This is a genomic window from Spirosoma humi, assembly GCF_054776575.1.
Window position 1 is genome coordinate 422,695 of record NZ_BAAHBR010000017.1, and the last position, 24,257, is coordinate 446,951.

The window sequence follows — 24,257 nt, forward strand, 5'->3', positions numbered from 1 at the left end:
AGTCTGGAAGGAGACCAGCGAGGGGGTGGGCCGGTTGGGCACGTCGCTGACCTTGAAGGTCACATCGTAGGGTGTGTCCCGGAGCTGGTTGCAGTTGGTCTGCCAGGAGAAGGTGGCCGTGGCGGGCTGGTTCTGGGTGATGTCGCCGTTGATGAGTCGGGCGTAGGCGGGCTGGATGAGTTCGGCCGCTGGCAGGGGCTGTCGGTCGGGACCGATGTTGAATACTCCGCCGAAGCCGGAGATGATGACGCGTTGTCCGTCGGGGTCGGTGGCGTTGACGGGCTGGTTGATAAGGGTGCCGGCCTGGACGCAGAGGTCGGGGATTGGCTGGATGAGGGGTCGTTTGTTGGGGCTGTCGACGACGATGATCTGCATGTCGCGGGTGATCTCGCCGATGAGCACCCCATTGCGCCATTCTTCGACAATGAAGGCGAAATTAAATTGGCCGATCTGACCGGGGGCATCCCAGCAGAGTTCGCCGGTGATGGGGTTGATCGAGAAGGTGGGGGGTGCACTGCCGTCTTCGCGGGCGGTGCTGAAGCGGGTGGGGTCCTGATAGGCGCCGATGGGTCGTCCAGTACAGCTATTGCCCAGGGGATCCGTCTTTGGTACGCTTAATCGGTAAGCGAGGCTATCGCCATCGGCATCGAAGGCGGCCGGGTTGTGGCAGAACTTCTGGCCCACGCGTCCCGAGTCCAGGGGTGGGTTGAGCATCACGGGGGTGGAGTTGGTCAGCAGGGCCGCGTTGATGTAAATCGTCGTCGAGACAAAAAACGGAATGTTTAGTGACAGGTCGGGCGGAGGTAAATTAATAGTCCCCTTATTTCGATTGACAACGGTAATGCCAATAGTAAAAGTACCTGGACCGGCATAGGTGTGAACGGTCTTATAAATGTTTATAGACGACGTATTGCCATTGATGTACGTTATTTTACTTCGCTTAACGACCTCTGTAGTGCCGTCGCCAAAACACATGGTGTACTCGTTGGCCGCGTCGGCCGCCTGCTTTCCGCCTGTTGGGCCACCCGTGTAATCGTAGTAGGCCGTGAACGTAATTTCGTATGTCAGGGAGGTCGCCGAAATTCGTTTGGTCGTGATTTCCCCTGCCCGTACGTGGGTGGCCCGGCTGATCGTGGGCGACAGGAGGCAACTCAAAAAAAAGACTGAAAGGCTAAGACTGTAAATAAACCGCATACCATTATTCCATTTGCATCTTAAACGTAAACAAATGGAAAAAGCGTATCCTTTTTTGCTGATGACAGTCGATCAGGAGCGTGTCTGAGTTGAGTAGAAAAAGTAAGGAGGCTTTGGCCTGACGAATGCTGATAAGGCAAAGGTCAGGCAACGTATTTTTATTGTGAAAAAGGAGATAGATTGGTTTGTGGTCTACGGTTGGCTGACTGCATCGGCGGACCGGCGAAAGCAACCAGCCGTAGACCTTAAGCCCTCAATACAACACCCACGTATCTTTTCCTCCTCCGCCCTGCGAAGAGTTAACTACGAGAGACCCTTTGCGAAGGGCTACCCGGGTGAGTCCGCCCGGAATAACGTTTACACCGTCTCCGTAGAGAATATAGGGCCGAAGGTCCACATGCCTACCTTCGGCATGATCGCCCACAATGCAGGGTACTCTGGACAGCGAAATAGTTGGCTGGGCAATGTAATTACGAGGATTCTCTCTGATTTTCTGGCGGAACAAGTCGTGCTCTTCCGGCGAGGCTTTGGGGCCGATAAGCATGCCATAGCCCCCGGCTTCGTTGGCCTCTTTAACAACCAGCTGTTCAATATTGTCCATGACATACTGGCAATCCTCTTCTTCGCGGCAGATGTACGTTCGCACGTTTGGAATGATCGCTTCTTCGCCCATGTAGTACTGAATAATGCGGGGAACATAGGCGTAAATTACTTTGTCATCGGCAACCCCCGTACCGGGCGCATTGGCCAACGCCACCCGCCCTTTTTTATAGACTTCAAAAATGCCGGGTACCCCAATCATCGAGTCCGGGTTGAAGGCCTGCGGGTCCAGAAAGGTGTCGTCGATACGGCGGTAAATGACATCGACGATCTGGAAACCCTTGGTGGTGCGCATCTTTACGTAACCACCGGACACAACCAGGTCACGAGCTTCAACCAGTTCGACGCCCATCTGCTGGGCCAGATACGAATGCTCAAAATAGGCTGAATTATAAATGCCCGGCGTCAGCACAACAACCGTTGGGTTGGGTCGGTCGGCAATATACTGGAGCATTTGAAGCAGCCGGGTCGGGTAATCGGATACGGGCCTAACGCCCGTCTGAGCCAGAACTTCCGGAAAAGTCTGCTTATTGAGTTCCCTGTTCTCGAGCATGTACGAAACGCCCGACGGGCAGCGCAGGTTGTCTTCCAGAACCATCATCGTACCATCGGCGCCCCGGATGAGGTCGGTACCGGTAATGTGACACCAGATCCCTTTGGGCGGTCTGACACCCAGGCAGGCAGGCAGAAATGATTTGCTGGACTCGATAAGGTCGCGGGGAACGACGCCGTCATTCAAAATGCGCTGTTCATTGTACACATCGTCCAGAAACATATTGATGGCCTTGATGCGCTGAATCAGGCCTGCTTCCAGCCGATCCCATTCGGCCGATTCGATGATGCGGGGAATGATATCGATGGGCATGATGCGTTCGGTGCCTTCGCCTTCTGAATAGACATTGAAAGTAATGCCCATGCTCATCAACGCCCGTTCGGCAGCATGCTGTCGCCCAATAAGATCCTCGCGGGTGAGTTGTTCAACGCGTTGCTGAAAAGGAACATATCCGTCCCTGACCTGCATCTGGCTGGCAAACATCTCATCAAAAAAATCTTCAGTGTTATAATCGCTAAACGAAAAATTACCATTGTGCTGACCCTGGGATTGAGTCATTCCATTGAGCGTTTGCGATTGAGATTGGCGGGCCTTTTGTTTTTTCATAGAACAATATATGGCAATAGGGATAATTTGCCAAACAGAATCGTGTATGGCTGAATAATACGCAAAGGAAGCACTGTAAATGTAAGGAATTGTAATGGCTTATACACTTCTGGCAAGTCAATGATTGATCAGGCAGAGGTATACATACTAGCTGTGTTCCGTATATAAGGTTTTATCCGACCACGGTTTTAGGTACTCGTTGCGTCTGCCTGCCTTTTTTTTCGTAGTTGCAACGGTAGATATACCTAGTACGTACAGTAAACATGGCCGGGAAACGAGTCTGCCTCTGGTTTAGTTTCCGTTTGTATTTTTTTAACAAAACCAACCGAATACATATATGAAAGCACTGCTTATGTTTAGTTGCGTGGCTGCCCTGGTGGTGAGCCTGAACGCCTGTAACCGTAACTCCGTTGATCCCGACACTGCCGATGCTTCTGCCCGTTTGGGGGGTGTTGTGAGCACGTCGCTTACCGGACCCCACAACCTGACCGTCGTAGAAGCAGCTACCTTACCAGCCGCTATTACTACTTACATTACTACGAACTACGCGGGCGCAACCATTAAGGAAGCCTTGAAAGATGAGAAGGGGAATTTTTTGGTGGCGATTACGGTAAACAGCACCCTGAAGCTATTACAGTTTAAGGCTGACGGTACATTCGTGAAAGTAGTTGAGGGCAGACCCGGTCGTCCTCCCCGCGATTCGGCTAACCATGTTCCCAGCGATTCGGCACATCACCCCAGGCACCCGCACGGTGATTCGTTGAGTCACCCTAAACCGCCCAAAGCTGATTCCGCCAATCATCCTCGGCCCGGCAAAGGCCCCGATGTAACGACCGTGGCCGTGTCGAACCTGCCAGCCGCTATCACATCTTACATCAACACAACCTATGCCGGTGCCACGATTGATAAAGCTGTGCAGGAAAAAATGTCCGGGAACTACCTAGTCGCCATTACGACAGCGGATAAAAAGCGGGTTGCCCTGCTGTTTGGCTCCGACGGTACGTTTAAGAAAGCGGTGGCAGGTCGCTAACCGACAGGTTATGGTATCGTTAATGACAAAGACCCAGCCTCGACTGGGTCTTTGTCATTAACGGCTTACTTGATTAAAAGTCGAGATGAGGTTTTAGGAAACATCGTGGGGACCAATTTGAAAATTTATCAGTGCGCCACCAGCCAGTTTTCGCCGGTACCGATACCCGTTTCCATCTTTACGCCCATTGGGATGGCGTTGCGCATGATTTCATCCACCCGCTCACGGAGCAAGTCAATCTCGTCGCGGTGGGCATCGAAGACAAGTTCATCGTGCACCGTTAAGATCATTTTTGATTTCAGCCGTTCGGCCTGCATGAACGCGTGAATTTGAATCATAGCGATCTTGAGCATATCGGCGGCACTGCCCTGAATGGGCGCGTTCACGGCATTGCGCTCGGCAAACATCCGATCCGTTTGGTTGCGCGAATTAATGTCGCGTAGGTACCGGCGACGGCCCAGGATGGTTTCGGCATAGCCAAAGCCCCGCGCCTTTTCGATGCACTGATCGATATAGTCTTTTACCGCTGGAAATCCGGCAAAGTACTCTTCGATAATCTGAGAGGCCTCTTTGCGCGGAATCTTCAACCGCTGCGATAACCCGAAGGACGAAATGCCGTAAATGATGCCGAAGTTGATGGTTTTTGCCTTCCGACGCATGTCGCCCGTTACGTCATCCAGCCCAACGTGGAATACTTTACTGGCCGTTTGGGTATGAATATCAACGCCATTGTTGAAAGCTTCGAGCATGGTTTGATCCCCACTGAAAGCCGCCATAATCCGCAGTTCGATTTGCGAATAATCGGCCGACATAATGACGAACTCCGGTCCGCGCGGCACGAATGCTTTACGAATCTCCTGCCCGCGTGGGGTACGGATGGGAATGTTCTGCAAGTTCGGATTGGTCGACGACAGGCGACCCGTTGCCGCTACGGCCTGATTGAACGACGTATGAATTCGCCCGGTGCGTTTGCTGATGAGCAGTGGCAGAGCATCTACGTACGTATTTTTGAGTTTGATCAACTCCCGGTAATCCAGAATCTTACGGGCAATTTCATGTTCCGCTTCGAGCTTCGACAGAATCTCTTCGCCCGTTGCGTATTGACCAGTTTTGGTCTTTTTTGCGTTTTTATCGAGCTTGAGCTTATCAAACAGAACCTCGCCTAGTTGCTTCGGAGAGCCAATGTTAAATGGCTCTCCGGCGATGGCAAAAATTTCCTGCTGTACCTGCCGCATATCGACGTCGAGCGTGGCAGAAAGTTCGGCCAAAGCGTTGGTATCGATGGTGATACCTTCCAGTTCCAGGTCGGTCAGCACCTGAACGAGCGGCATCTCTACCTGGTCGAACAGCTTGTGCAAATTATCTTTCTCAAGGCGAGGGGCGAAGGCTTCTTTAAGCTGAAGCGTAACATCGGCGTCCTCACCCGCGTAATCAACGACCTTCTGAATATCTACGTCGCGCATGGTGAGCTGGCCTTTTCCCTTCTTGCCAATCAGCGATTCAATCTCGACCGGACTATAGTTGAGGTAGGTCATGGCCATCATGTCCATATTATGGCGCATTTCCGGTTCAATCAGGTAATGGGCAATCATGGTATCGAACAGTTTGCCCTGCACTTCCACGCCGTACTTTTTGAGCATCAGCAGGTCGTACTTCAGGTTCTGCCCGATTTTTTCAATTGCGGGATTCTCGAAAACAGGCTTGAACTGATCGACAATGGCCTGCGCTTCGTTGCGCTCGGCAGGAACCGGCACATAAAACGCTTCGCCGGTACGATAAGCAAAGGATAGACCGACTAAATCGGCTTCGACGGGATCAAGGGCTGTCGTCTCCGAATCAAAACAAATGCTCGGCTGAAGCGTGAGAAAATGCACCAGACTGGCCCGCAGCTCGGCGGTATCGACCAGCCGATAGTCGTGTTTTACGGAGAGAATCGTCTTGCGTCGTTCAGGCTGATTCTCGTCTAGTTCGTAATCCGGGTACACGTCGAGATAAGCCGGTGTCTGGCCGTCTTTGGTTTCGGTCACCTCGGTCCCTACGGCATCGTCCGTTGTGATGGTGTCCGACACGTTTTTGGTAGCGGCCTCGGCACCCGACGCAACGGGCACTTTCACAGACGTGCGTTTGCTTTTCGGTTTTTCGACCGGAGCCGGTGGTGTACCAGAACCAAAATCGAAAGGCAGGTCATCAGCACCGGTAGGGTTCAACGCGCCCATATTGGGAAAAGGCAAAAACGCGGGTGTGTCCACCGCATCGGCGGACCGGCCGGGTGAATCAAACAGATTCATCTGCGATGTATCACCCGTTTTGAAGGCGGCCGGCATCGGCTTTTCGTCGTAATTACCACCCAGCAAACGGGTTTTCATTTGCCGGAATTCCAGCTCATCCAGCAAAGCGGCTAACCGGGGTTTGTCGTATTCCGTGTGGCGCAGGTGCTCTTCATCAAACGGAACCGGAACATCCAAATGAATGGTGGCCAGCTCTTTCGATAGCAGGCCCTGCTGCGCAAAATTGACAACGTTTTCTTTGAGCTTCCCTTTTAGTTCGTCGGCGCGGGCAATCAGGTTTTCTACCGTTCCGAAATCAGCGATCAGCTTTTGTGCGGTCTTTTCGCCAATACCCGGAATTCCCGGAATATTATCGACCGAGTCGCCCATCAGCCCGAGCATATCTGTCACCTGATCGATCCGCTCAATTTGCCAGCGTTCCAGGACTTCGGCTACGCCCAGCTTCTCGGCGGGTTTGCCCATAAAGGCGGGCTTGTAAATATGAATGTGTTCTTCGACTAACTGCCCGTAATCCTTGTCGGGTGTCATCATATACACCTCAAAATCAGCGAGAGCCGCTTTCTTGGCAACGGTGCCAATGATGTCGTCGGCCTCGTATCCGTCCAGAATCAGCATAGGAATGTGCATGGCTTCCACAATCTGCTTGATGTACGGCATGGCTACGCTGATATCTTCGGGCTGTGACTGCCTATTTGCTTTGTACATCGGAAACGACTCGTGCCGAAACGTCTTTTTGGCCGAATCGAAAGCGACACCGATATGGGTTGGTTTCTCCTTGGTCAATACCTCGATCATGGCATTCATGAAGCCAAAGACAGCCGACGTGTTGATGCCCCGCGACGAAATGCGGGGGGATTTACTGAAAGCAAAATGAGCGCGGTAGATGAGTGCAAGCGCGTCTAACAAAAACAGTTTTTTAGTCGGTTTGGCCATTCGAAAGAAGTAACGGGTCAGTAAGCCAAAGGTCGAAAGTCTTGGCGACAATCGAGCCGTTTTGACCTTACAAATTGCTAAGAAAAACAGGGGAAATCCCTTTCAATAACAACAGGTATGCAGGGGTTTTGATTCCAGAAAAGGCTTCAATGGCCGTTTCTACAGGCAATACCGTTGGCGACTAAAATAGACAAAATCCTGAGTCTTTCTCCAGAAAATTAGGATGGCTCAGGGTCGAGGTACCGGATGGCTCGTTTATTCTTCGAAGTAGTAGCCGAAGATAATGCCCATTTCGTCTTCACTGGTCAAGCCAAAACTAACCGCCTTACCGGTGGTGTTGTTATAGGTGATCTCTGAGATAAGTCCCTCACCTTTTTGCAACTCAATGGGCGTTTTGAACGTAATAATATCGGGATGCGCCCAATCCGTGGATGTATAAACAATTTCGCCGTTGCGAGGGCCACCCAGTAGTTTAATCACAAATTTCTCACCCAGTTTATGCATATGCGAGGTGAGCGTGAGCACCTTGCGAGCTTTGTTAAAAGCAAACGACTTGGTCAGCGTCACGCGTCCATTGGCAGGAATGGTCAGGTTTGTATTACTCAAGTCCAGCGTCTGTACAACTTGTTTCACTTTCGATTTATCGACCGTGTACAGATTGATCTGGGCTTCTCCCCGCATAACCGTCGTCGTTTTATTGACAAAATGTGAGTTAAGGTCGAGCGAAGCTCCTGCCGGTATGAGTAAAGCGGCCCCTTCGGGAAAAACATAGTCCTGATACGGCGCCTGAGACCCCGCCAGATACACATGGTTAGACATGGTCAGGGCCGTCGATAAGTTGAGCGAATTATCGGCGTTACGCAGGTCACGAATATCATTCAGATTCGGCAAAAACGTTTTACTACGAAAGTCATAAGCAACAAAATGGTGGCTCCCGCTCCGCATTTTTGTCTCATACCGATTCACATAAACATCCTGCGTATTGCCGACTATCCGCCGGGTAAAGAGCTCCCGTTCAAAATTCGGCTGGATGTCAAATGCAGGCACCGCCATCTGGAAACCCGTTCCGGTAGCGGGCGCCGGCAGTGGCTCATAAGCCGCAGGGGTCACCGTTTTGTCGTCCAGTAAGGTAGCATCGGCTATGGTGCCGGTCTTAGGTGCGCCAGCATCAATCCACCGCCTTACGTACTCAATTTGCCCATCAGACAATAAAACGCCCCCCAGTGGCATCGGATTACCGTACTGTTTTCCCGAATGATGACTGGCGGTCGGCGTAAGTTTATGATAGAGTAGACTTTCCAGGGAGGCAAAGGCTTTCACCCGCTTCAAGCCGTCGGCTTTCGCATCGCTATTTTTTGGGTCAACGCCGACCAGGTTTTGATAGGCTACTCCATCAGCCAGCACAAGGCCATGCTGAAAGAAGGTGGCGTCCTTTTCCGACAAGTGGCAGCCCGATGTAGCGCAGGTTGGCGTCAGAATTTTTTGCTGAATCAACTCGAACGATGACGTTGCCGCCGGTGCTTCCGGCTCTGTACTGTTCTTCGTGCAGGAGAGCATAGTCAGCAAAAGAGCCGACATACCAATAGATAGGCCTGACCGGTTATACGTCAAGAAGTTCATGTGTGACAGGAGGGCAAAAAAGCCGTTTGAAGATACTATAATTTGCCCGCTATTCCGTCAAAAGCGCAGGATAAAATCCTGCTTCGGCTGCTCCCGCCGAAAGAAAACCAGCCCTACCCAAAATAAATCGACTGTAACGCTGACGGATGGGTGTTGTTTGATATAAGCCCATGCCTGCTCCATTTCATCTGACCAGTGAATATCGTCGAAGACAAATACCGTGTCGTTGTGAATATTGGCCAGGCAGGTTTCAAAATAGCGGATGGTGGGTTCGTACCGGTGATTGGCGTCGAAGAAAACAAAATCAACCGGATCGAGCGATGCGATCTGAGGAGCCAGTGTCTCATCCAGATTACCCACCACAATGGCTACATTCTGAATGGTCAGTTGGTCGAAATTCTGCCGGGCCACAGCCGCCGTTTCGGGGCATCCTTCGAAGGTGAGCACACGACCGCCATAAGCGTTGGTTGCTGCCGCCATGTAGGCCGTTGTCATGCCCAGGGATGTCCCTAAATCCACGATATTCCTGGCCTCAAAGCGCTGAATGAGCCGAAACAGCAAACGGCCAAAACGAGCTGGTTTCTGTGAGTTCCGCGCAATATCACCCACCGTACGTTGCCGGGACTCGTTTACTTTAGAGCCAGCCTTTCGTGGCCCGGCCCCGTAGTCGGCGATGGTAATAATCTGTCTACTTCTACGAAGTTGTCTGCGCAGATCCCGTATAGGAGCCAGTAAAGGTTTCGATCCGGTTTTTGCCCGGATTACCTGGGTGTATAACGCAAACAGAAACGGGGAGTGGAGCGCGTGTTCGTCGCGGGCGCGACTTAAATACCGAAAATAAGCAAGCAGCAAGAATGAATCAATTTAACTTATAAGGCACCACCATCGTGAACTCAGGAATACTGATCCGAAGTTGTTTGCCGTCAATAATACGTTCGACAAGGTAGGTGCCCGCCATTTTTCCGATGCTCGAACGCAAATTGCAGCCCGATACATACTCGTGGACCTCGCCCGGCTCCAGCACGGGTTGCAGCCCAACAACACCTTCTCCCTCAACCTCCCGAACGGTGCCATTGGAGTCGAAAATCAACCAATGACGCCGGAGCAACTGAATGGTATAGTCGCTCGCGTTTTCGATGGTAATTCGGTAAGTAAAAACATAATGCGCCTGGAGCGGACTAGAGTAATCAGCCTGATACTCTGTCTTCACGCTAACTTTTACGCCTTCTGTGACTGACGAAACCATAAATTAGTGTCGTTTTGCAACCTTACAACGAAAATTAGGTTTATTAGTTTTGTTACGCAAGGGCCGCTCTCATTTTTTTTTTCGGGAGTGGATTCTGGCGTTTGTAGGCCTATAATGCCTAAACACCTTTATCAGTTCCTTCATGAATGTATCTATTGCCGAATCCTGGCGAAATCGGCTCCAACCCGAATTCGACAAACCTTATTTTGGCGAGTTAGCTCAATTTCTGCGACACGAATACAGTACGCAGCGCGTATTTCCTCCCGGTGCGTTGATATTCAACGCTTTTAACAAGTGTAGCTTCGATGATACCCGCGTTGTTATTCTTGGTCAGGACCCTTATCATGGTGAAGGACAGGCAAATGGGCTGGCTTTCTCGGTGGCGGATGGTATTACGAAGCCACCGTCGCTAGTCAACATCTTTAAAGAAATTCAGGATGATCTGGGAAAGCCCATTCCTAAATCGGGCAATCTGGAACGCTGGGCCAGTCAGGGAGTTATGCTTTTAAACGCCACACTGACTGTACGGGCCGGTCAGGCGGGTTCGCACCAGGGAAAGGGCTGGGAAACGTTTACCGACGCTGTGATCAAACTCATTTCGGACGAGAAACAGCATGTCGTTTTTATGCTTTGGGGTGCTTATGCCCAAAAAAAGGGAGCCATTATTGATGGGAAAAAACACCTGATTCTAAAAGCAAAACATCCTTCCCCCATGGCGGCCAACTACGGCGGTTGGTTTGGCAATAAGCATTTTAGCCAGGCCAATACGTATCTGGAAAGTAAAGGATTGCCGCCCCTGGAGTGGTAGTGCGACATTGTTAACCGCGACAGGCGGACTAGATGGCCCGCCTGTCGCGGTTAAGACTAATTAGTCAATTGTTCTGAACAGTCGATTCCAACGGATTTTATTCCAAGCGTTGGCCGGATTTGGGTCCAGCGACATCCACACGAATACGGCCTTACCCACAATGTGATCTTCGGGAACAAAGCCCCAGAAACGGGAGTCGAGCGAGTTATCGCGGTTGTCGCCCATCATAAAGTAGTAATCCTGTTTGAAGGTGTACGACTTGATCGGCTGGCCACCAATTTTGATTTGTTCGGGGGCAACTTCTACATGTTCATTGCCTTCATACAACTGAATGACTGGACCATAAAGCGCAATGGCTTGTGCACTGAGTTGAATCGTTGCTCCTTTTTTTGGAATCGTGATCGGCCCGAAGTTGTCATGATTCCATTTGAACGTTGGCGTACCGTAAATCATTGGCGACATCTCGCCCGGCTTGTCAGACATAGGTTCAATGCCTTTCACGAAATCGAAGCTTTTAAATTTGGCGATTACGTCCTGTGTCGTGTTGACACTGTAGCCCACCATGACCGAGGTTTTGGTCGAATCGTTGTACTGCTCCAGCGGTTTCCAGTTCTCGGTTGGCTGACTTGGATCGCGGTAATCATTTACAATGTCGTACTTACGGAAGAAGGTCGCGTCGAGGACTTCGGTCGTTTTGATAAAGTATTTTTGTTCCGCACGGGGTGGCGTTGGAAATGGTTTGCCATTGATGAGCACTTCCCGTTGCCGGACTTCAAGCACATCGCCGGGAATACCGATACATCGCTTGATGTAGTTGGTTTTCAGATCAACAGGGTAGTCGATGTTATCGTTAAGGTATTTTGGCGGCACGTTGAATACGACTACATCGCCGTTTTTTACGTGCGTAAAACCTGGCAACCTGTAAGATGGTAGTTGAATAGCCGTACTGTAGGAAGGAATATTGGTTCCCCATATTTTCTGATGAGTGAGCGGTACCTGCAACGGCGTACGGGGTGTACGGGTGCCATAATGCAACTTACTCACGAACAGAAAGTCGCCCACCATCAAACTATTTTCCATTGAAGGCGTCGGAATCGTGAAGGCTTCCATAAACAACCAGCGAATGAGCGTGGCCGCTACCACGGCGAATAGGACGGAATCAAACCATTCCCGAATGGGCGATTTCCTGGCTTTAGCCGGTCTGGTTTCGGCCTTCGTTTGAGTTACTGACATGTATGCAAATGATAAATGATGACGGGATGGCCCGTGTGGTACTAAATTACGAATGGGTTGTCGAACGGCCCTTGCTTTGATACGAAATTACGAAGATGAGCTGGTTTTTAGGTAACCGCTCATCATTCAATTCCCCAACAGGTCGTCCATCCCAAATATGCCCTCCCGGCCGACAAGCCACTCAGCCGCTACAACAGCGCCTAAAGCAAAGCCCTGCCGACTGTGAGCCACGTGTGAGATCTCAATCTGATCAACGTCAGAATCGTAGCGAACCGTATGTGTGCCCGGCACCGTTCCTTCCCGAAACGACTGAATTTCAATGGCATCCTCGTCCACGGGTTGTGGTTCATGACCCGCTTCGTTGCTAATCCAACGGCGTTTGCTGGCTAGCTGTTCCATGACGCCTTCGGCCAAGGTGATGGCGGTTCCACTGGGCGCGTCCTTCTTCTCGGTATGGTGAATTTCGGTCATCGACACATGATATGAAGGATAGTTCCGCATAAACTGGGCCAGGACTTTGTTCAGGCGAAAGAACAGATTAACCCCTATACTGTAGTTGGATGCATAAAAGAAAGCGCCTTTTCGGGTTTTGCAAAGTTCTTCGATGTCGGCCCGGCGGTTCAGCCAGCCCGTTGTGCCACAGACGACCGGCCAGCCGCGCTCCAGGCAATACGTTATGTTTTCGGCTGCCGATTCAGGTGAGCTGAATTCAATAACGACGTCTACAGCGTCGGTGGCAAGATTGGTCAACTCAGCGTGGTTGTGGCCGGGGCCGTCTCCACGGTCAATTCGGGCGGCAATCTGGTGTCCACGCTCGAGCAAAAGTTGCTCGATCGTTTTGCCCATTTTGCCATAGCCCAGCAGAAGAATATTCACTTAGGTTTGTGGTTTACGGTTTGTGGTTTACAATTCGTTGTTGGCTGACCGGACCGGCGTCAACTGCTTTCACCGGTTAACCAATGACAAACTATAAGCCACAAACCCGGTCATTTAAACGTAAACGCCACTCGAATCGCCGGGATAAACCCCATTCCGGGAGCCGGTAGCACATTGGGTTCGACGGTCATAGAAATGTCGTCGGTTAAATCAAACGTTTTCAGATGGGCTGCCACATTGGCTTCAACGATGTTGACCGCCCATAAAACGCCCGATAAAAGTAGGTTCAAATCCCGGTAACGCCGGAAGGTGTCATACGCATTTTTGGCGTTGGCCGTTGTTCGAAAAATAACTTTATTATCGTTGAATGGGCTTACCCCGATTAAGACTTCATCTACCTTTGTGTATAAAGCTACACTGGTAACATCTGCACCTCTTATAATTGGATACGCATCAGAAAGATGCGCCGTAAAGCCATCGCCGTAGTTAAACAGCGCATCGGTCACCGGATCGCCGTAAAGTAATCGCCGGTAGCCTGTTTCGGCTTCTTTAGCCAGTCCTCTGTACTTGACGAATAGGTAGCCCATTACGCCAAACCCAACGTAAATGAACGGTATTTTATAATACTGTCGGTTGTAGGCCTGGCCTAAACCGGGCAGTACCAGCGACCGCATCGTTGCCTTTTTGGGGATGATTTTGTGAATTTTCGCTTCCTGGCTGGCCGATACCTGAACCGTGTCCGGATTATCGAGCGAAGTGGAATCGTCATCCGTCAGCACGGATTTGCCAACCTGAATCTGGACACCGTTACGGCGTATCGTCGACGGAATCGTATCAAAGGCAGCTTCTCCTTTTCGGGTCGAATCGATAGCGGCTGGCGTTGGGGCCGGACGAATAGCCGGACGCTGCGCAAACGCGGTAGCGATGGGCAAGCAGAACAGCAGGGTGGTTATAAGTAAGAAGAAAGACTGCTTCATGCCCAAACAACGGCCCATGACCTCTTTTTCGGGCCGTTCGTTCACCGTTTAAGGTAATTTAACAGAGTTGATTTACGCTTGGGAATTCAGAACTTCCAGAATTTTGGTTAATTCTTCCTGCGAGGTAAATGGAATTTTTATTTCTCCCTTGTGCTTTTCATCGGCTTTGATGGACACGCGGGTGCCGAACATGGAAGACAGTTTGAACTGTAAGCTGCGCATTTCCTGCTTAGGCAGGGTAACGCTGCGGGTAGGTGCTAGCTCGCTGGCATCGTCCGATAAATTCCGAACGGCTTCTTCAACCTTTCGAACGGACCATTCTTCATCGACGGCTCGGGTGAAGAGTCGTATTTGTGTTTCCGGATTTTCGATATTGATAATCGCGCGGGCATGACCCATCGAAATACGATTGTCGCGCAACGAGGCCTGGATGATGGGTGGTAACTTCAGCAACCGGATGTAGTTATTCACCGTTGTGCGATTTTTGCCCACTCGTTCCCCCAGCTCTTCCTGCTTCAGACTACATTCGGTAATGAGCCGCTGGTAGCTGAGCGCAATTTCAATGGCGTTGAGGTTTTCCCGCTGAATGTTCTCGATCAGCGCCATTTCCAGCATCTGCTGGTCATTTGCCGTCCGAACATACGCTGGAATATGGCTCAGGCCAACAATTTTGGATGCCTGCAAACGCCGTTCCCCCGCAATAAGCTGATACCGTTCTTTACCCAACTGGCGAACCGTGATGGGCTGAATGATGCCCTGCGTCCGAATCGAGTCGGCCAGTTCCAGCAGTGCTTCTTCATCGAAACGGGTTCGGGGTTGGAATGGGTTTGTTTCAATCAGCGACAAACTGATTTCAGTCATCGTACCGATCGACTCAAAGGGCGATGGTTTCGACTGCCGACTGACCGATTCACTGTCGTGCAACAAGGCACCCAAGCCGCGGCCCAATCCTATCATCTTCTTATTCGGTGCTTTGGTGTTGTCCATAAGACAAGTACGTATGATGTATGGTGTATGATGTATGCTAGAGAAAGCTCAGAATCAGGTCATCCTAGAGCATACATCATACACCACACCTACTTGATTTAAGCTTCCTGCGGCATCATGCCATTCTTAATCAGAATTTCGCGAGCCAGATTCAGGTAACTGACGGCTCCTTTGCTGTCGGCATCCTGCGCCAGGGCAGGTACGCCAAAGCTGGGCGATTCGCTCAGCCGAATGTTACGCGGAATGATGGTACTGAAAACCATTTGCTGAAAATGACTCGTTACCTCACCAACGACCTGATTGGATAGCCGAACGCGCAGGTCGTACATCGTCAGCAGAATACCCTCAATTGCCAAATGCGTATTGAGTCTCGACTGAATGATCTTGATGGTATTAAGCAGTTTCCCCAAACCTTCCAGCGCAAAATATTCGCACTGAACCGGAATGATGACTGAATCGGCCGCGGTCAGACTGTTAATCGTGATCAGACCAAGGGAAGGCGAGCAGTCGATGATAATGAAATCGTAGTCGTCGCGAATGCTGTCGAGCGTCGTTTTCATTTTATCCTCCCGATTCTGGAGGTTGATCATCTCTATCTCGGCCCCAACGAGGTCGATATGCGATGGCAGCAAATCCAGATTCGGAAAATCCGTCTGAATAATAGCATCCTGAGGACGAACGCCCTCAACCATACATTCGTAAATACTGTTCTCGATTTCTTTCGGATTGTAGCCGAGCCCTGACGTAGAATTCGCCTGTGGATCAGCATCAACAATGAGCGTCTGAAATTCGAGGGCGGCCAAACTGGCGGCCAGGTTGATAGTTGTTGTGGTTTTACCGACGCCCCCTTTTTGGTTGGCGATAGCAATGACTTTGCCCATGGGTCTGTGCGATGCAGGTTCAAAGATGCCGGTTAGTTTTCACGAAAGCAAGAACTGTTTCACGGAATGTTTCACAAAAAATCAAAGAGCGAAAGAATGAATGAGTGAAAGAGCGAAGCCATCCGGTAGTTTTCACCACGTTAGCAACTCGTTCATTTACGCATTCGCTCGTTCACTCGTTAATCGGCCCAGACCTGTGTGCCTTCTGTGCAGTTGCGGCACATGTCGATCTCGGAGCGGGAGCGGAGTAAGGTTTGGCGAAAATTAGTGTAGTCGGTTCCTTGCCAGAGGTCGGCGAAGGATTCGGTTTGGAGGTCGCCGAGTCGGTGGTGAGCATCTTTATCGAAGCAGCAGGGAACAACGAGGCCATCCCAGGTAATGACACAGGAGTGCCACATTTTCCAGCAGTGATCGCCGAAGCCGTTTTTGATGCGATAGGTTCCGTCGGCTTGTGGCGCATACCGACTATACTTGTCCAGGGTTGGTATCAGGTCGGAGCCGTGTTCGTACTCGTAAATCTGGGCCGTTTTCAAGCCGACTTCATCGACACCCAATTCGCGGGCCAACTTATTAACTTCGGCAATCTGGTGTTCGTTGGGCTTTACAACAAGAAACTGAAAGACCACGTGCGGGGTACGTGACTTGAGTTCTTTTTTCCAGCGTATGATATTCTTAGTGCCTTCGAGTACTTTCTCCAGCTTTCCACCCACCCGATACTGTTCATACACGTCCTGCGTGGTGCCATCAATCGATATAATCAGTCGATCCAGGCCCGATTCCACCGTCTTACGGGCATTGGCGTCGGTCAGGTAATGGGCATTGGTGCTGGTAGCCGTGTAAATATTACGATCTGTAGCGTAGCGGACCAGTTCCAGAAACTGAGGATGCAGGTAAGGCTCACCCTGAAAATAAAAAATCAGGTAAAGTAACGTATCATGCAGCTCGTCGATGGTGCGTTTGTAAAGGTCTTCCCCAAGCATACCAGTCGGGCGGGTAAATGATCGTAATCCGCTGGGGCATTCTGGGCAACGCAGGTTACAGGAAGTCGTTGGCTCGAACGAGATCGACATGGGCAGGCCTCGTTGCCTCGCTTTGCCCGTTCGGCGGGACTCATAATAGCTATACACGACCTTCAGTGCGTTGGCGATCCGCTTAGGCGTTAGTTTGGAAGCGAAGTTAAGGCCATCGAGTAGGTTGCGATTCATGTAGTAAAGGTAATACTCAATAAAATGAATCGAGCTTTTTTAAAAGCTGTTACTTGCCAACTTTCTTGCTAAGGCAATTGATAAACCTGGCAACCTGACTCCTCAAAAACAACTTCTCCAGCCACAAGGCCTGAGCCTATCTCATGTAGATCGCTGGTCATACTAGCGATAAATGTATATCCGGTCGGTTCGGTATGCGTCCAGGCAATGTAGCTTTCGCCATCAGTCGGGCTAACCAGCCAGCGGGTTTCTTTACCAGCGATAGTAGGCCAGATGCTTTCTGCAAACACCCGCATCCGGACGATAGCGGCAAATTGTTCCGCATTTTGGCCCCACATAAACGGGCCATGCGTTACCTTATCGGGCTGGCGGTCGTCTTCAATCTGAAAAACATAGAGTTTTGTGTACTCTTCATTAAGCCCCCGTTTTTTGTGCAGATTCCGGACCTCAAAACCCAGCCCGACATAGCTGGGCATGTCGGTCAGGAAAAGCGCTGTGAAGTAACGAAACAGGTTGCCGGTTCGATAGAACGCATCAAAACGCGGGTCATCCTTGTCGGCGGTCATCACCGTAAAATTGGGCGCAAAGCGACGCGTTCTAAGGTGGTCGACATAAACCGCGAACTGCTGCCTGAACTCAGTCGAGCCAACTACCAGCGATTGTAAGTCGCCCAGTGTTGAATCGGCATCGATGGCTTCCAGATGATCGAGTTCGTCACCATACCCCATTGTGTCGGGAGGAGCCAGAAAGGTTTCCGCGAAAAACGCGAAATAGGGAACGCCACTCGCCTGTACGAATTTCTTTATGGCCCGCAAAGGGTCGTAAAATGCATCGGGATTGGTTGGAACACCCGCTGGCCGAAGCTGTACGTGGGCCATATCGCCCCGCATAAAATCGAAGTTGTATCGCTGCTGGCAATCTTTCACATTCCGGCAAATGTAGTTCCAGGCTGGCAAATTGGGCCGCTCAAAGTCGAGCTCCCAATGCTGGTTATCGTCCTTCGACTCATAGAAGCGATACCGGGCCAGTGGGCCAAACACCCGCGACATAAGCTGCGGCTCATCGAACGCATATTGATACCAGATTTGCCCGAAATCATCCGTCGTGTAGTCGTCCGCATCGATGTGTAAACCGCGGTACGGGGGAGCCATTGTCATGGGCAGGGTCTCCAGCCCCTGCGCGGTGAGGTGCCGAATCAGGCCTAGTCGTCGGGTCAGGCGTCCGTTATAATCAGTTGGATTGCCAAATAAGATTCGCTGGCGCTGGTCATCCGTAAAGCCGGGTACGCCCGCCGTCGACGTCATTGCGAAGAAAGCGTCTTTGGTAAAGGTCAGGGGAGTTCCGTCGGCGGCTCCGCGAAACTTGAGAAATTGCCAGATCGCTTCTTCCACGTACCGATATACCAGACTGGAATGATCAATCAGCGTAGTCGGGTTGCCTCCTTTTTCGTCGCGCTGCACCCATTCGAATAAGGATGGAGAAGCCAGTACCATTTCTGAAAAGCGATCCGTATGCGGAATTACGTCCATGCCAACAGTTCGGCCCATCGCGTGGAGCAGGTTGGTTACCACCTTCAACTGTTTTTCGACGGAGTCGAGGCCGGGTACGAAACGGGCCAGCTCGACATCAAAAAACTCCGGGTTAATTTGCCAGCTTACCATGCCGTATAAACTTCCAACCACTCCCGGTTCCCAGATCGGTAGCAAATGAATACTGTCGTGACTGGCGGGTAAGGTCAGCACATACGTAATTACTTTCCAGAAGGAACCCAGCGTACGAACATTTACCCCAACCATGTTGGTGCGTTTCAACCACGAGCCATCCGAATAGAGCTGGGCAGGGCTGTCTATCGTTTCGGCCGGGTCCAGCGCCCGGCGAAGCGTCTCATGACCCAGTCGTTTGTGCAGAATTTCCAGCGTTTGGTACACCGAAAACTGCACAGCCGTCTGGGGTAGTAAGTTGGCTATAAACGACAAACGGCCCGCTTGGTAGGCATCTGTATACGTAGCGTAGTGCTTGTACCAATCAGTTTGAAGCGTTTCGATAGAAGTTGACATAGGACAAATGTAAAACGGTTTTGATAAAACCAAACACTCCCTTACTCTGTGTCATTTTGACACAGAGTAAGACTTGGTTATCACTTTTTATGGCCGTAGCGCAGGATACTGCGTGTCCTATCGTCACACCCTCGGAAAGCAAGAAACTCGCTTCGTAGAAAGCCTGTCAATAGGTTCGTAACACCTTCAATTTGTGGTTTTTATTGATTCGAATATGCGGATTACTAATGATATGGAACAAGGCCCCACTTAAGACCAGGGTCCCGACAACAGGTAATGTATTGCTGTAAAATCCTCGGTTGTTGACCACATCCGCCAACAGATAAACGCCCCCGGCAATGGGGAAAAGCGTTCCGGCTGCCGTGATAAACGGTATCCGGCGATGCAGATACACTTTCTGAACATCATCGAAGCGGAAGGTTACCGGCTCATCCCGGTTCATGACCTGATTGGCCATCAGGACACTGAACGTGCTATCAGTAACATCATAGAGTTCTTCCCGGTATTTTTCGCCCCCCGATTTGAAATGTAGTTCATCGCCCACAAAAAAACGGTATCGCTGAAAGCCCCCAATAAAATGATTCACGTCGAGGGCCAGATAGCGGGATGGTCGTAGTAAAGCTGCGTAGGCGGTGCCTTTGCGTTGCAGGAGTTGTTCGGTGGTGAGGGTATCCTGTGGTTGAGCGATGGCGAATTGACTTATAAGGACAAACGCCAGCATGAATGGACATCGGAATAAGGACTTCATAGCATGTGTGAGTGAATGAATCTAAGATCAATAACAGTATATTTTACGTAGTGGGCCCATTTTTTAGAAAAATTTAACCCATTCTCCGCGTGTTGGCTAATTTGCGGCCATGATTACCGCGAACCAACTCCGACTGTTTACCGAACAAATTTTTCTGGCCATAGGCTGCTCTGAAACAGATGCCCGACTGGCTGCTGATGTCCTCGTTAGCGCCGATCTTCGAGGTGTCGACTCGCACGGCGTAGCGCGTTTACCGGGTTATATTCGGCTCTACGACAACGGCCGGATCAATCCGCAACCCCATATCCGTGTCGTTCACGAAACGCCCTCAACAGCGGTGGTCGACGGCGATCGGGGCTTAGGCCTTGTTGTAGGTCCCTGGGCTATGCAGGTAGCCATCGAGAAAGCTCGTGTGGCCGGAACCGGCTGGGTGGCCGTGCGCAACTCCAACCATTTTGGCATTGCCGGTTACCATGCTTTGCTGGCGGCTGAGCATGACATGATCGGTCAGGCAATGACCCATGCGGCCCCGCTAGTAGCGCCTACCTTTTCACTGGATAAACTCCTGGGGACGAACCCAATAGCCGTAGCTATTCCGGCAGCTACCGAGCCGACTTTTCTGGCCGATTTTGCGTCGACAGCGGTGGCATATGGCAAACTCGAAATTCTTCAGCGCAAGGGACAGGATGTACCGGTGGGCTGGGCGCAGGATGCCGAAGGCCAGCCCACAACGGATGCTAACGCAATTCGAAATGGTGGGGCGCTGCTTCCGCTCGGCACCGACCGCGAACATGGTTCGCACAAGGGCTACGGACTGGGCGCTATCGTCGATATTTTTTCGGGCGTGTTGTCAGGCGCAAATTACGGCCCCTGGGTACCACCGTTTGCTACGGCGGGCTTCATGCAGGCCAATGAAGGTGTTGGGGCAGGTACAGGGCATTTTTTCGGGGCCATGCGCATCGACGCATTTCGTCCTGCCAACGAGTTTAAAACGCACATGGATACCTGGATTCAACGCTTCCGGCAAGCCAAAGCGATCGAAGGAAAGCAGGTCCTTATTCCCGGTGATCCCGAACGGGAGATGGAAGCGGAACGACTCAAAAATGGCATTCCCGTTGTAGAACCCGTCGTGAAAAGTCTGGAGGAGCTTGGCGAACGCTTTGGCATTACGCTCTAATTCAATCACTTCTTACATAAACTCAACTAAATGAAGTACCGAAAACTTGGTAAAACAGGCCTCAGCGTTTCCGAAATCAGTTTGGGCACCTGGCAGGTAGGTGGTAAATGGGGAGATCCCTTCAGCCACGACAACGCCGACCAGATTCTTAATGCAGCCATTGATGCAGGAATTAATTTTATTGATACCGCCGATGTATATGGCGACGGGGAAAGCGAGAAAGCTGTAGGCCGACTTGTGCGGTCACGATCTGAACGGATTTATGTCGCCACCAAGTGCGGTCGTCGGTTGCAGCCGCACACCAGTGAAGCGTATCAGCCCAACGCACTGCGTGCTTTTGTGGAGGATAGTCTGCGCAATATGGGCCTGGAAACCCTTGACCTCATTCAGTTGCATTGCCCGCCAACCGATGTTTTTTACCGACCCGAAATCTTCGAGGAATTCGACCGACTAAGAGAGGAAGGGAAAATCCAGCATCTTGGCGTCAGCGTCGAGAAAGTAGAGGAGGCTTTAAAAGCCATTGAGTTTCCGAACGTGACGACGGTACAGATTATCTTTAACATGTTCCGGCAGCGCCCCGCTGAGTTGTTCTTTGCCGAGGCTCATCGGCGGGATGTGGGCGTCATTGTGCGCGTCCCGCTGGCGAGTGGCTTACTGACCGGCAAGTTCAGTTCTGATTCCACCTTCTCGGCCGATGATCACCGGAATTTTAACCGGCAGGGTGCCGCTTTCGATAAGGGAGAGACTTTTTCCGGGGTGGATTATGAAACAGGGCTGGCGGCTGTCGATGCGCTAAGGGCTGTTTTTCCCGATGCTGCGAATCTTGCACCGGATGCCCTGCGCTGGATCCTAACCTTCGATGCGGTGAGCTGCATTATTCCCGGAGCGTCGAAACCGGATCACCTGATGGCTAATTTGCAAGCCCTTGACCGGCCCGCGCCTTCCGCCGAGCAGATGGCCGCCGTGAAGAGAATCTACGATGAGCGAATTAAAAACCCGGTTCATTATTTGTGGTAACGTGGAATTGTTAGTGCCATTTATCAACGCATGTTGCCGACAATTAACTTTTGGTAGGCCGCAAAACAGGAAGTTTTGATCTTCGTGAACAATCACCCCTCCATTCTCTGCCATGAAAAACTCACTTATACAAAGACTGCTCTTTCTGACTGTGATGGTCGGTTTGCCGGCTGTGTCAGCAACGTTTGCCCAAACGAAAGCCACTAAGATTGATGCGCTTGTTAACCAGTATGTAGCCAACCGGCAGTTCAACGGAGCCGTACTGGTGGCCGATCGAGGGCAAGTGATCTTCAAGAAAGGCTACGGTATGGCCAATATGGAGTGGAACATTCCAAACGCGCCCGATACGAAATTCCGGCTCGGCTCCATTACCAAGCAGTTTACGGCGATGCTCATTATGCAACTGGTTGAGCAGAACAAGCTTAAATTAGACGGAAAAATTACCGACTATTTGCCGGATTACCCCAAAACAACCGGCGATAAAATCACCATCCATCACCTGCTTACGCATACATCAGGTATTCCGAATTATACCAACGTGCCGAGATTTTTTGAAACGCTCGCCCGTAACCCCTATACACCTCAGGCCTTTATAAAAGAGTTTTCTAACCTGCCGCTGGATTTTGAACCAGGAGCCAAGTTCAACTACAGCAACTCCGGCTACTTCCTGTTGGGCGTTATCATCGAAAAGGTGACCGGAAAGTCCTACGCTACGGTGCTATCCGAAAATATTCTTAAACCTGCCCAACTCGCCGATACGGGCTACGACTTATTCAGCCCTATCTTACCCAAACGGGCAGCCGGTTATGAAAAGCAGGGAGGCAAGTATGTAAATGCTCCGTATCTGGATATGTCAATTCCATACGCAGCCGGGTCCATGTATTCAACGGTTGAGGATTTGTATCGTTGGGACCAGGCTTTGTATACGGATAAATTGTTGTCTGCGCGTGGAAAAGCGACCCTGTTTACGCCATTCCGGGGAAGTTATGAAGAAGGTTTTGGGTACGCCTATGGGTGGATAGTTGGCAAAACCAAGGTTGGGTCGCTAAACGATAGTTTGTTACTGATTGAACATGGTGGAGGCATCAATGGCTTCAATACCATCATCAGCCGTCTGCCCAAAAACAAGCAGTTAGTTGTGTTACTGAATAATACGGGCGGGGCACCGCTCAGCGATATGCGTCAGAACATTCTGCGCATTCTGTATGACCAGCCCGTTGAATCACCCAAAAAGCCAATTACCGATTTGTTGCGGCAGTCGATTTTATCTGAGCCGCTAGCCAAAACACGGGAAAAATTTACGACCTGGAAAACGGACAAAACGTACGGCATCAATGAAAACGACCTGAACAACCTGGGGTACGAACTCATGCGCGATGGCAAACTGCCCGAATCGATAAGCGTCTTTACATTCAATGTAGAGGCTTTTCCAAACTCTTATAATGTCTATGACAGCCGGGGCGAAGCGTATATGACGTCCGGGAATAAATCGGCGGCCATTCAGGATTATAAAAAGTCCGTATCGCTCAACCCGCGCAATACGAATGGATTCGATAAGTTAAACGAATTAGGTGAAGCTGTTGAAGCACCTAAACAGGTAACGGTTGCCGTCGATGAAGCCACGCTGGCATCGTATGTCGGGACCTACCAGCTGGCACCCACTTTTTCCATTGAAATTACCCGGAAAGGAGATAAACTGTTTGGACAGGCAACTGGCCAACCAGTATTTGAGTTATTTGCTGAATCCAAAACCAAGTTTTTCCTCAAAGTAGTAGACGCTCAGGTAACGTTTGTCAGCAACGATAAAGGGGAAGTCGAGCGACTCGTTCTACATCAGAATGGACGGGATATGCCCGGTAAGCGCCTTCCTTAATTGTTTGACTAATTGAATAATTTTAAGGTAAAAGGGTATCAATCCGAATGCGGTTTAAACCGCATTCGGATTTTTTGTTGCTTCGCCGAGGCAATAGCTGCACTTGAGGAAGCAAGTCTTAAATAGGGGCAGATAATGCTTTTCAAGACTTTAGCGTGGTTTTCTATTCAATGAATAGACCGTAAAGATGGCTAAATTGCACCGGCTGGTTATTAAATTAGAACATTTGTAGAGAGGGGAACAATTTTGCACTTTTTTTATTTCTCTGATCATACAGATTACTTACGTAAGTGATCTGTAGGGCGCTTTCTGTACTGGAAGTGCGCACAAGCTGTCAGAAAATAGTAC

The 24,257-nt window shown here is 50.7% G+C and carries 18 protein-coding genes and 1 pseudogene; 5 read left to right on the top strand and 14 right to left on the bottom strand.

Features of this window, described 5'->3' with window-relative positions; all coding sequences use genetic code 11:
• Nucleotides 1–1,155, bottom strand: a pseudogene (locus ACYU8Y_RS23985) (gliding motility-associated C-terminal domain-containing protein); the annotation flags it as partial.
• A 292-nt stretch (nt 1,156–1,447) separates the two neighbouring features.
• Nucleotides 1,448–2,953 carry a circularly permuted type 2 ATP-grasp protein gene (locus ACYU8Y_RS23990; RefSeq protein ID WP_460940683.1) on the bottom strand — a complete coding sequence of 502 codons (1,506 nt, stop codon included), beginning with the start codon at nt 2,951–2,953 and terminating at the stop codon, nt 1,448–1,450.
• Between the two features lie 337 nt (nt 2,954–3,290).
• Between ACYU8Y_RS23990 and ACYU8Y_RS23995 the strand changes: the two genes are divergently transcribed.
• Entirely contained in the window at nt 3,291–3,983 is a 693-nt protein-coding gene (locus ACYU8Y_RS23995; RefSeq protein WP_460940684.1) for a PepSY-like domain-containing protein, read from the top strand.
• A 128-nt stretch (nt 3,984–4,111) separates the two neighbouring features.
• Here ACYU8Y_RS23995 and polA read toward each other — a convergent pair whose 3' ends face one another.
• From polA to apaG, 4 genes are all read right to left on the bottom strand, one after another.
• Nucleotides 4,112–7,204 carry a DNA polymerase I gene (gene polA / locus ACYU8Y_RS24000; RefSeq protein ID WP_460940685.1) on the bottom strand — a complete coding sequence of 1,031 codons (3,093 nt, stop codon included), beginning with the start codon at nt 7,202–7,204 and terminating at the stop codon, nt 4,112–4,114.
• 255 nt (nt 7,205–7,459) lie between these two features.
• Nucleotides 7,460–8,824: a monooxygenase gene (locus ACYU8Y_RS24005; RefSeq protein ID WP_460940686.1), complete on the bottom strand. Its 1,365-nt coding sequence runs from the start codon at nt 8,822–8,824 to the stop codon at nt 7,460–7,462.
• Nucleotides 8,825–8,881: 57 nt separating this feature from the next.
• Nucleotides 8,882–9,676 carry an O-methyltransferase gene (locus ACYU8Y_RS24010; RefSeq protein WP_460940687.1) on the bottom strand — a complete coding sequence of 265 codons (795 nt, stop codon included), beginning with the start codon at nt 9,674–9,676 and terminating at the stop codon, nt 8,882–8,884.
• A 7-nt stretch (nt 9,677–9,683) separates the two neighbouring features.
• Nucleotides 9,684–10,070, bottom strand: a complete 387-nt coding sequence (gene apaG, locus ACYU8Y_RS24015; protein ID WP_460940688.1) for a Co2+/Mg2+ efflux protein ApaG — start codon at nt 10,068–10,070, stop codon at nt 9,684–9,686.
• A gap of 142 nt (nt 10,071–10,212) precedes the next feature.
• Between apaG and ung the strand changes: the two genes are divergently transcribed.
• Nucleotides 10,213–10,878 carry a uracil-DNA glycosylase gene (gene ung / locus ACYU8Y_RS24020; protein ID WP_460940689.1) on the top strand — a complete coding sequence of 222 codons (666 nt, stop codon included), beginning with the start codon at nt 10,213–10,215 and terminating at the stop codon, nt 10,876–10,878.
• A 60-nt stretch (nt 10,879–10,938) separates the two neighbouring features.
• On the opposite strand, the gene lepB is transcribed toward ung, so the two are convergent.
• From lepB to ACYU8Y_RS24060, 8 genes are all read right to left on the bottom strand, one after another.
• Nucleotides 10,939–12,111: a signal peptidase I gene (gene lepB / locus ACYU8Y_RS24025; RefSeq protein WP_460940690.1), complete on the bottom strand. Its 1,173-nt coding sequence runs from the start codon at nt 12,109–12,111 to the stop codon at nt 10,939–10,941.
• Between the two features lie 126 nt (nt 12,112–12,237).
• The gene (gene dapB / locus ACYU8Y_RS24030; RefSeq protein ID WP_460940691.1) at nt 12,238–12,987 is read right to left on the bottom strand and encodes a 4-hydroxy-tetrahydrodipicolinate reductase; all 750 of its coding nucleotides are present in this window, start codon (nt 12,985–12,987) and stop codon (nt 12,238–12,240) included.
• A 110-nt stretch (nt 12,988–13,097) separates the two neighbouring features.
• Nucleotides 13,098–14,009 (bottom strand): DUF5683 domain-containing protein, encoded by a 912-nt coding sequence (locus tag ACYU8Y_RS24035; RefSeq protein WP_460940692.1) that lies wholly within the window; start codon nt 14,007–14,009, stop codon nt 13,098–13,100.
• A gap of 27 nt (nt 14,010–14,036) precedes the next feature.
• Nucleotides 14,037–14,951 carry a ParB/RepB/Spo0J family partition protein gene (locus tag ACYU8Y_RS24040; protein ID WP_460940693.1) on the bottom strand — a complete coding sequence of 305 codons (915 nt, stop codon included), beginning with the start codon at nt 14,949–14,951 and terminating at the stop codon, nt 14,037–14,039.
• A 98-nt stretch (nt 14,952–15,049) separates the two neighbouring features.
• Nucleotides 15,050–15,832: a ParA family protein gene (locus ACYU8Y_RS24045; protein ID WP_041615784.1), complete on the bottom strand. Its 783-nt coding sequence runs from the start codon at nt 15,830–15,832 to the stop codon at nt 15,050–15,052.
• A gap of 179 nt (nt 15,833–16,011) precedes the next feature.
• Nucleotides 16,012–17,037 carry an SPASM domain-containing protein gene (locus ACYU8Y_RS24050; RefSeq protein ID WP_460940694.1) on the bottom strand — a complete coding sequence of 342 codons (1,026 nt, stop codon included), beginning with the start codon at nt 17,035–17,037 and terminating at the stop codon, nt 16,012–16,014.
• Between the two features lie 68 nt (nt 17,038–17,105).
• On the bottom strand, nt 17,106–19,094 hold the full coding sequence (locus ACYU8Y_RS24055; RefSeq protein WP_460940695.1) for an alpha-amylase family protein: 1,989 nt from the start codon (nt 19,092–19,094) through the stop codon (nt 17,106–17,108).
• Between the two features lie 166 nt (nt 19,095–19,260).
• Nucleotides 19,261–19,842 carry a hypothetical protein gene (locus tag ACYU8Y_RS24060; RefSeq protein WP_460940696.1) on the bottom strand — a complete coding sequence of 194 codons (582 nt, stop codon included), beginning with the start codon at nt 19,840–19,842 and terminating at the stop codon, nt 19,261–19,263.
• 109 nt (nt 19,843–19,951) lie between these two features.
• Here ACYU8Y_RS24060 and ACYU8Y_RS24065 point away from each other — a divergent pair, with 109 nt between their 5' ends.
• From ACYU8Y_RS24065 to ACYU8Y_RS24075, 3 genes are all read left to right on the top strand, one after another.
• On the top strand, nt 19,952–21,019 hold the full coding sequence (locus ACYU8Y_RS24065; protein ID WP_460940697.1) for an Ldh family oxidoreductase: 1,068 nt from the start codon (nt 19,952–19,954) through the stop codon (nt 21,017–21,019).
• 30 nt (nt 21,020–21,049) lie between these two features.
• Nucleotides 21,050–22,036: an aldo/keto reductase gene (locus ACYU8Y_RS24070; protein ID WP_460940698.1), complete on the top strand. Its 987-nt coding sequence runs from the start codon at nt 21,050–21,052 to the stop codon at nt 22,034–22,036.
• A gap of 112 nt (nt 22,037–22,148) precedes the next feature.
• Complete coding sequence (locus ACYU8Y_RS24075) at nt 22,149–23,909, top strand: serine hydrolase (RefSeq protein WP_460940699.1); 1,761 nt, start codon at nt 22,149–22,151, stop codon at nt 23,907–23,909.
• Nucleotides 23,910–24,257: the final 348 nt, after the last annotated feature.

Coding starts and splice junctions, on each gene's coding strand:
- ung (WP_460940689.1), top strand. CDS start 10,213: ATGAATGTATCTATTGCCGAATCCTGGCGAAATCGGCTCCAACCCGAA.
- ACYU8Y_RS24060 (WP_460940696.1), bottom strand. CDS start 19,842: ATGAAGTCCTTATTCCGATGTCCATTCATGCTGGCGTTTGTCCTTATA.
- ACYU8Y_RS24075 (WP_460940699.1), top strand. CDS start 22,149: ATGAAAAACTCACTTATACAAAGACTGCTCTTTCTGACTGTGATGGTC.
- ACYU8Y_RS23990 (WP_460940683.1), bottom strand. CDS start 2,953: ATGAAAAAACAAAAGGCCCGCCAATCTCAATCGCAAACGCTCAATGGA.
- ACYU8Y_RS24040 (WP_460940693.1), bottom strand. CDS start 14,951: ATGGACAACACCAAAGCACCGAATAAGAAGATGATAGGATTGGGCCGC.
- polA (WP_460940685.1), bottom strand. CDS start 7,204: ATGGCCAAACCGACTAAAAAACTGTTTTTGTTAGACGCGCTTGCACTC.
- ACYU8Y_RS24005 (WP_460940686.1), bottom strand. CDS start 8,824: ATGAACTTCTTGACGTATAACCGGTCAGGCCTATCTATTGGTATGTCG.
- lepB (WP_460940690.1), bottom strand. CDS start 12,111: ATGTCAGTAACTCAAACGAAGGCCGAAACCAGACCGGCTAAAGCCAGG.
- ACYU8Y_RS24050 (WP_460940694.1), bottom strand. CDS start 17,037: ATGAATCGCAACCTACTCGATGGCCTTAACTTCGCTTCCAAACTAACG.
- ACYU8Y_RS23995 (WP_460940684.1), top strand. CDS start 3,291: ATGAAAGCACTGCTTATGTTTAGTTGCGTGGCTGCCCTGGTGGTGAGC.
- ACYU8Y_RS24045 (WP_041615784.1), bottom strand. CDS start 15,832: ATGGGCAAAGTCATTGCTATCGCCAACCAAAAAGGGGGCGTCGGTAAA.
- ACYU8Y_RS24055 (WP_460940695.1), bottom strand. CDS start 19,094: ATGTCAACTTCTATCGAAACGCTTCAAACTGATTGGTACAAGCACTAC.
- apaG (WP_460940688.1), bottom strand. CDS start 10,070: ATGGTTTCGTCAGTCACAGAAGGCGTAAAAGTTAGCGTGAAGACAGAG.
- ACYU8Y_RS24065 (WP_460940697.1), top strand. CDS start 19,952: ATGATTACCGCGAACCAACTCCGACTGTTTACCGAACAAATTTTTCTG.
- ACYU8Y_RS24070 (WP_460940698.1), top strand. CDS start 21,050: ATGAAGTACCGAAAACTTGGTAAAACAGGCCTCAGCGTTTCCGAAATC.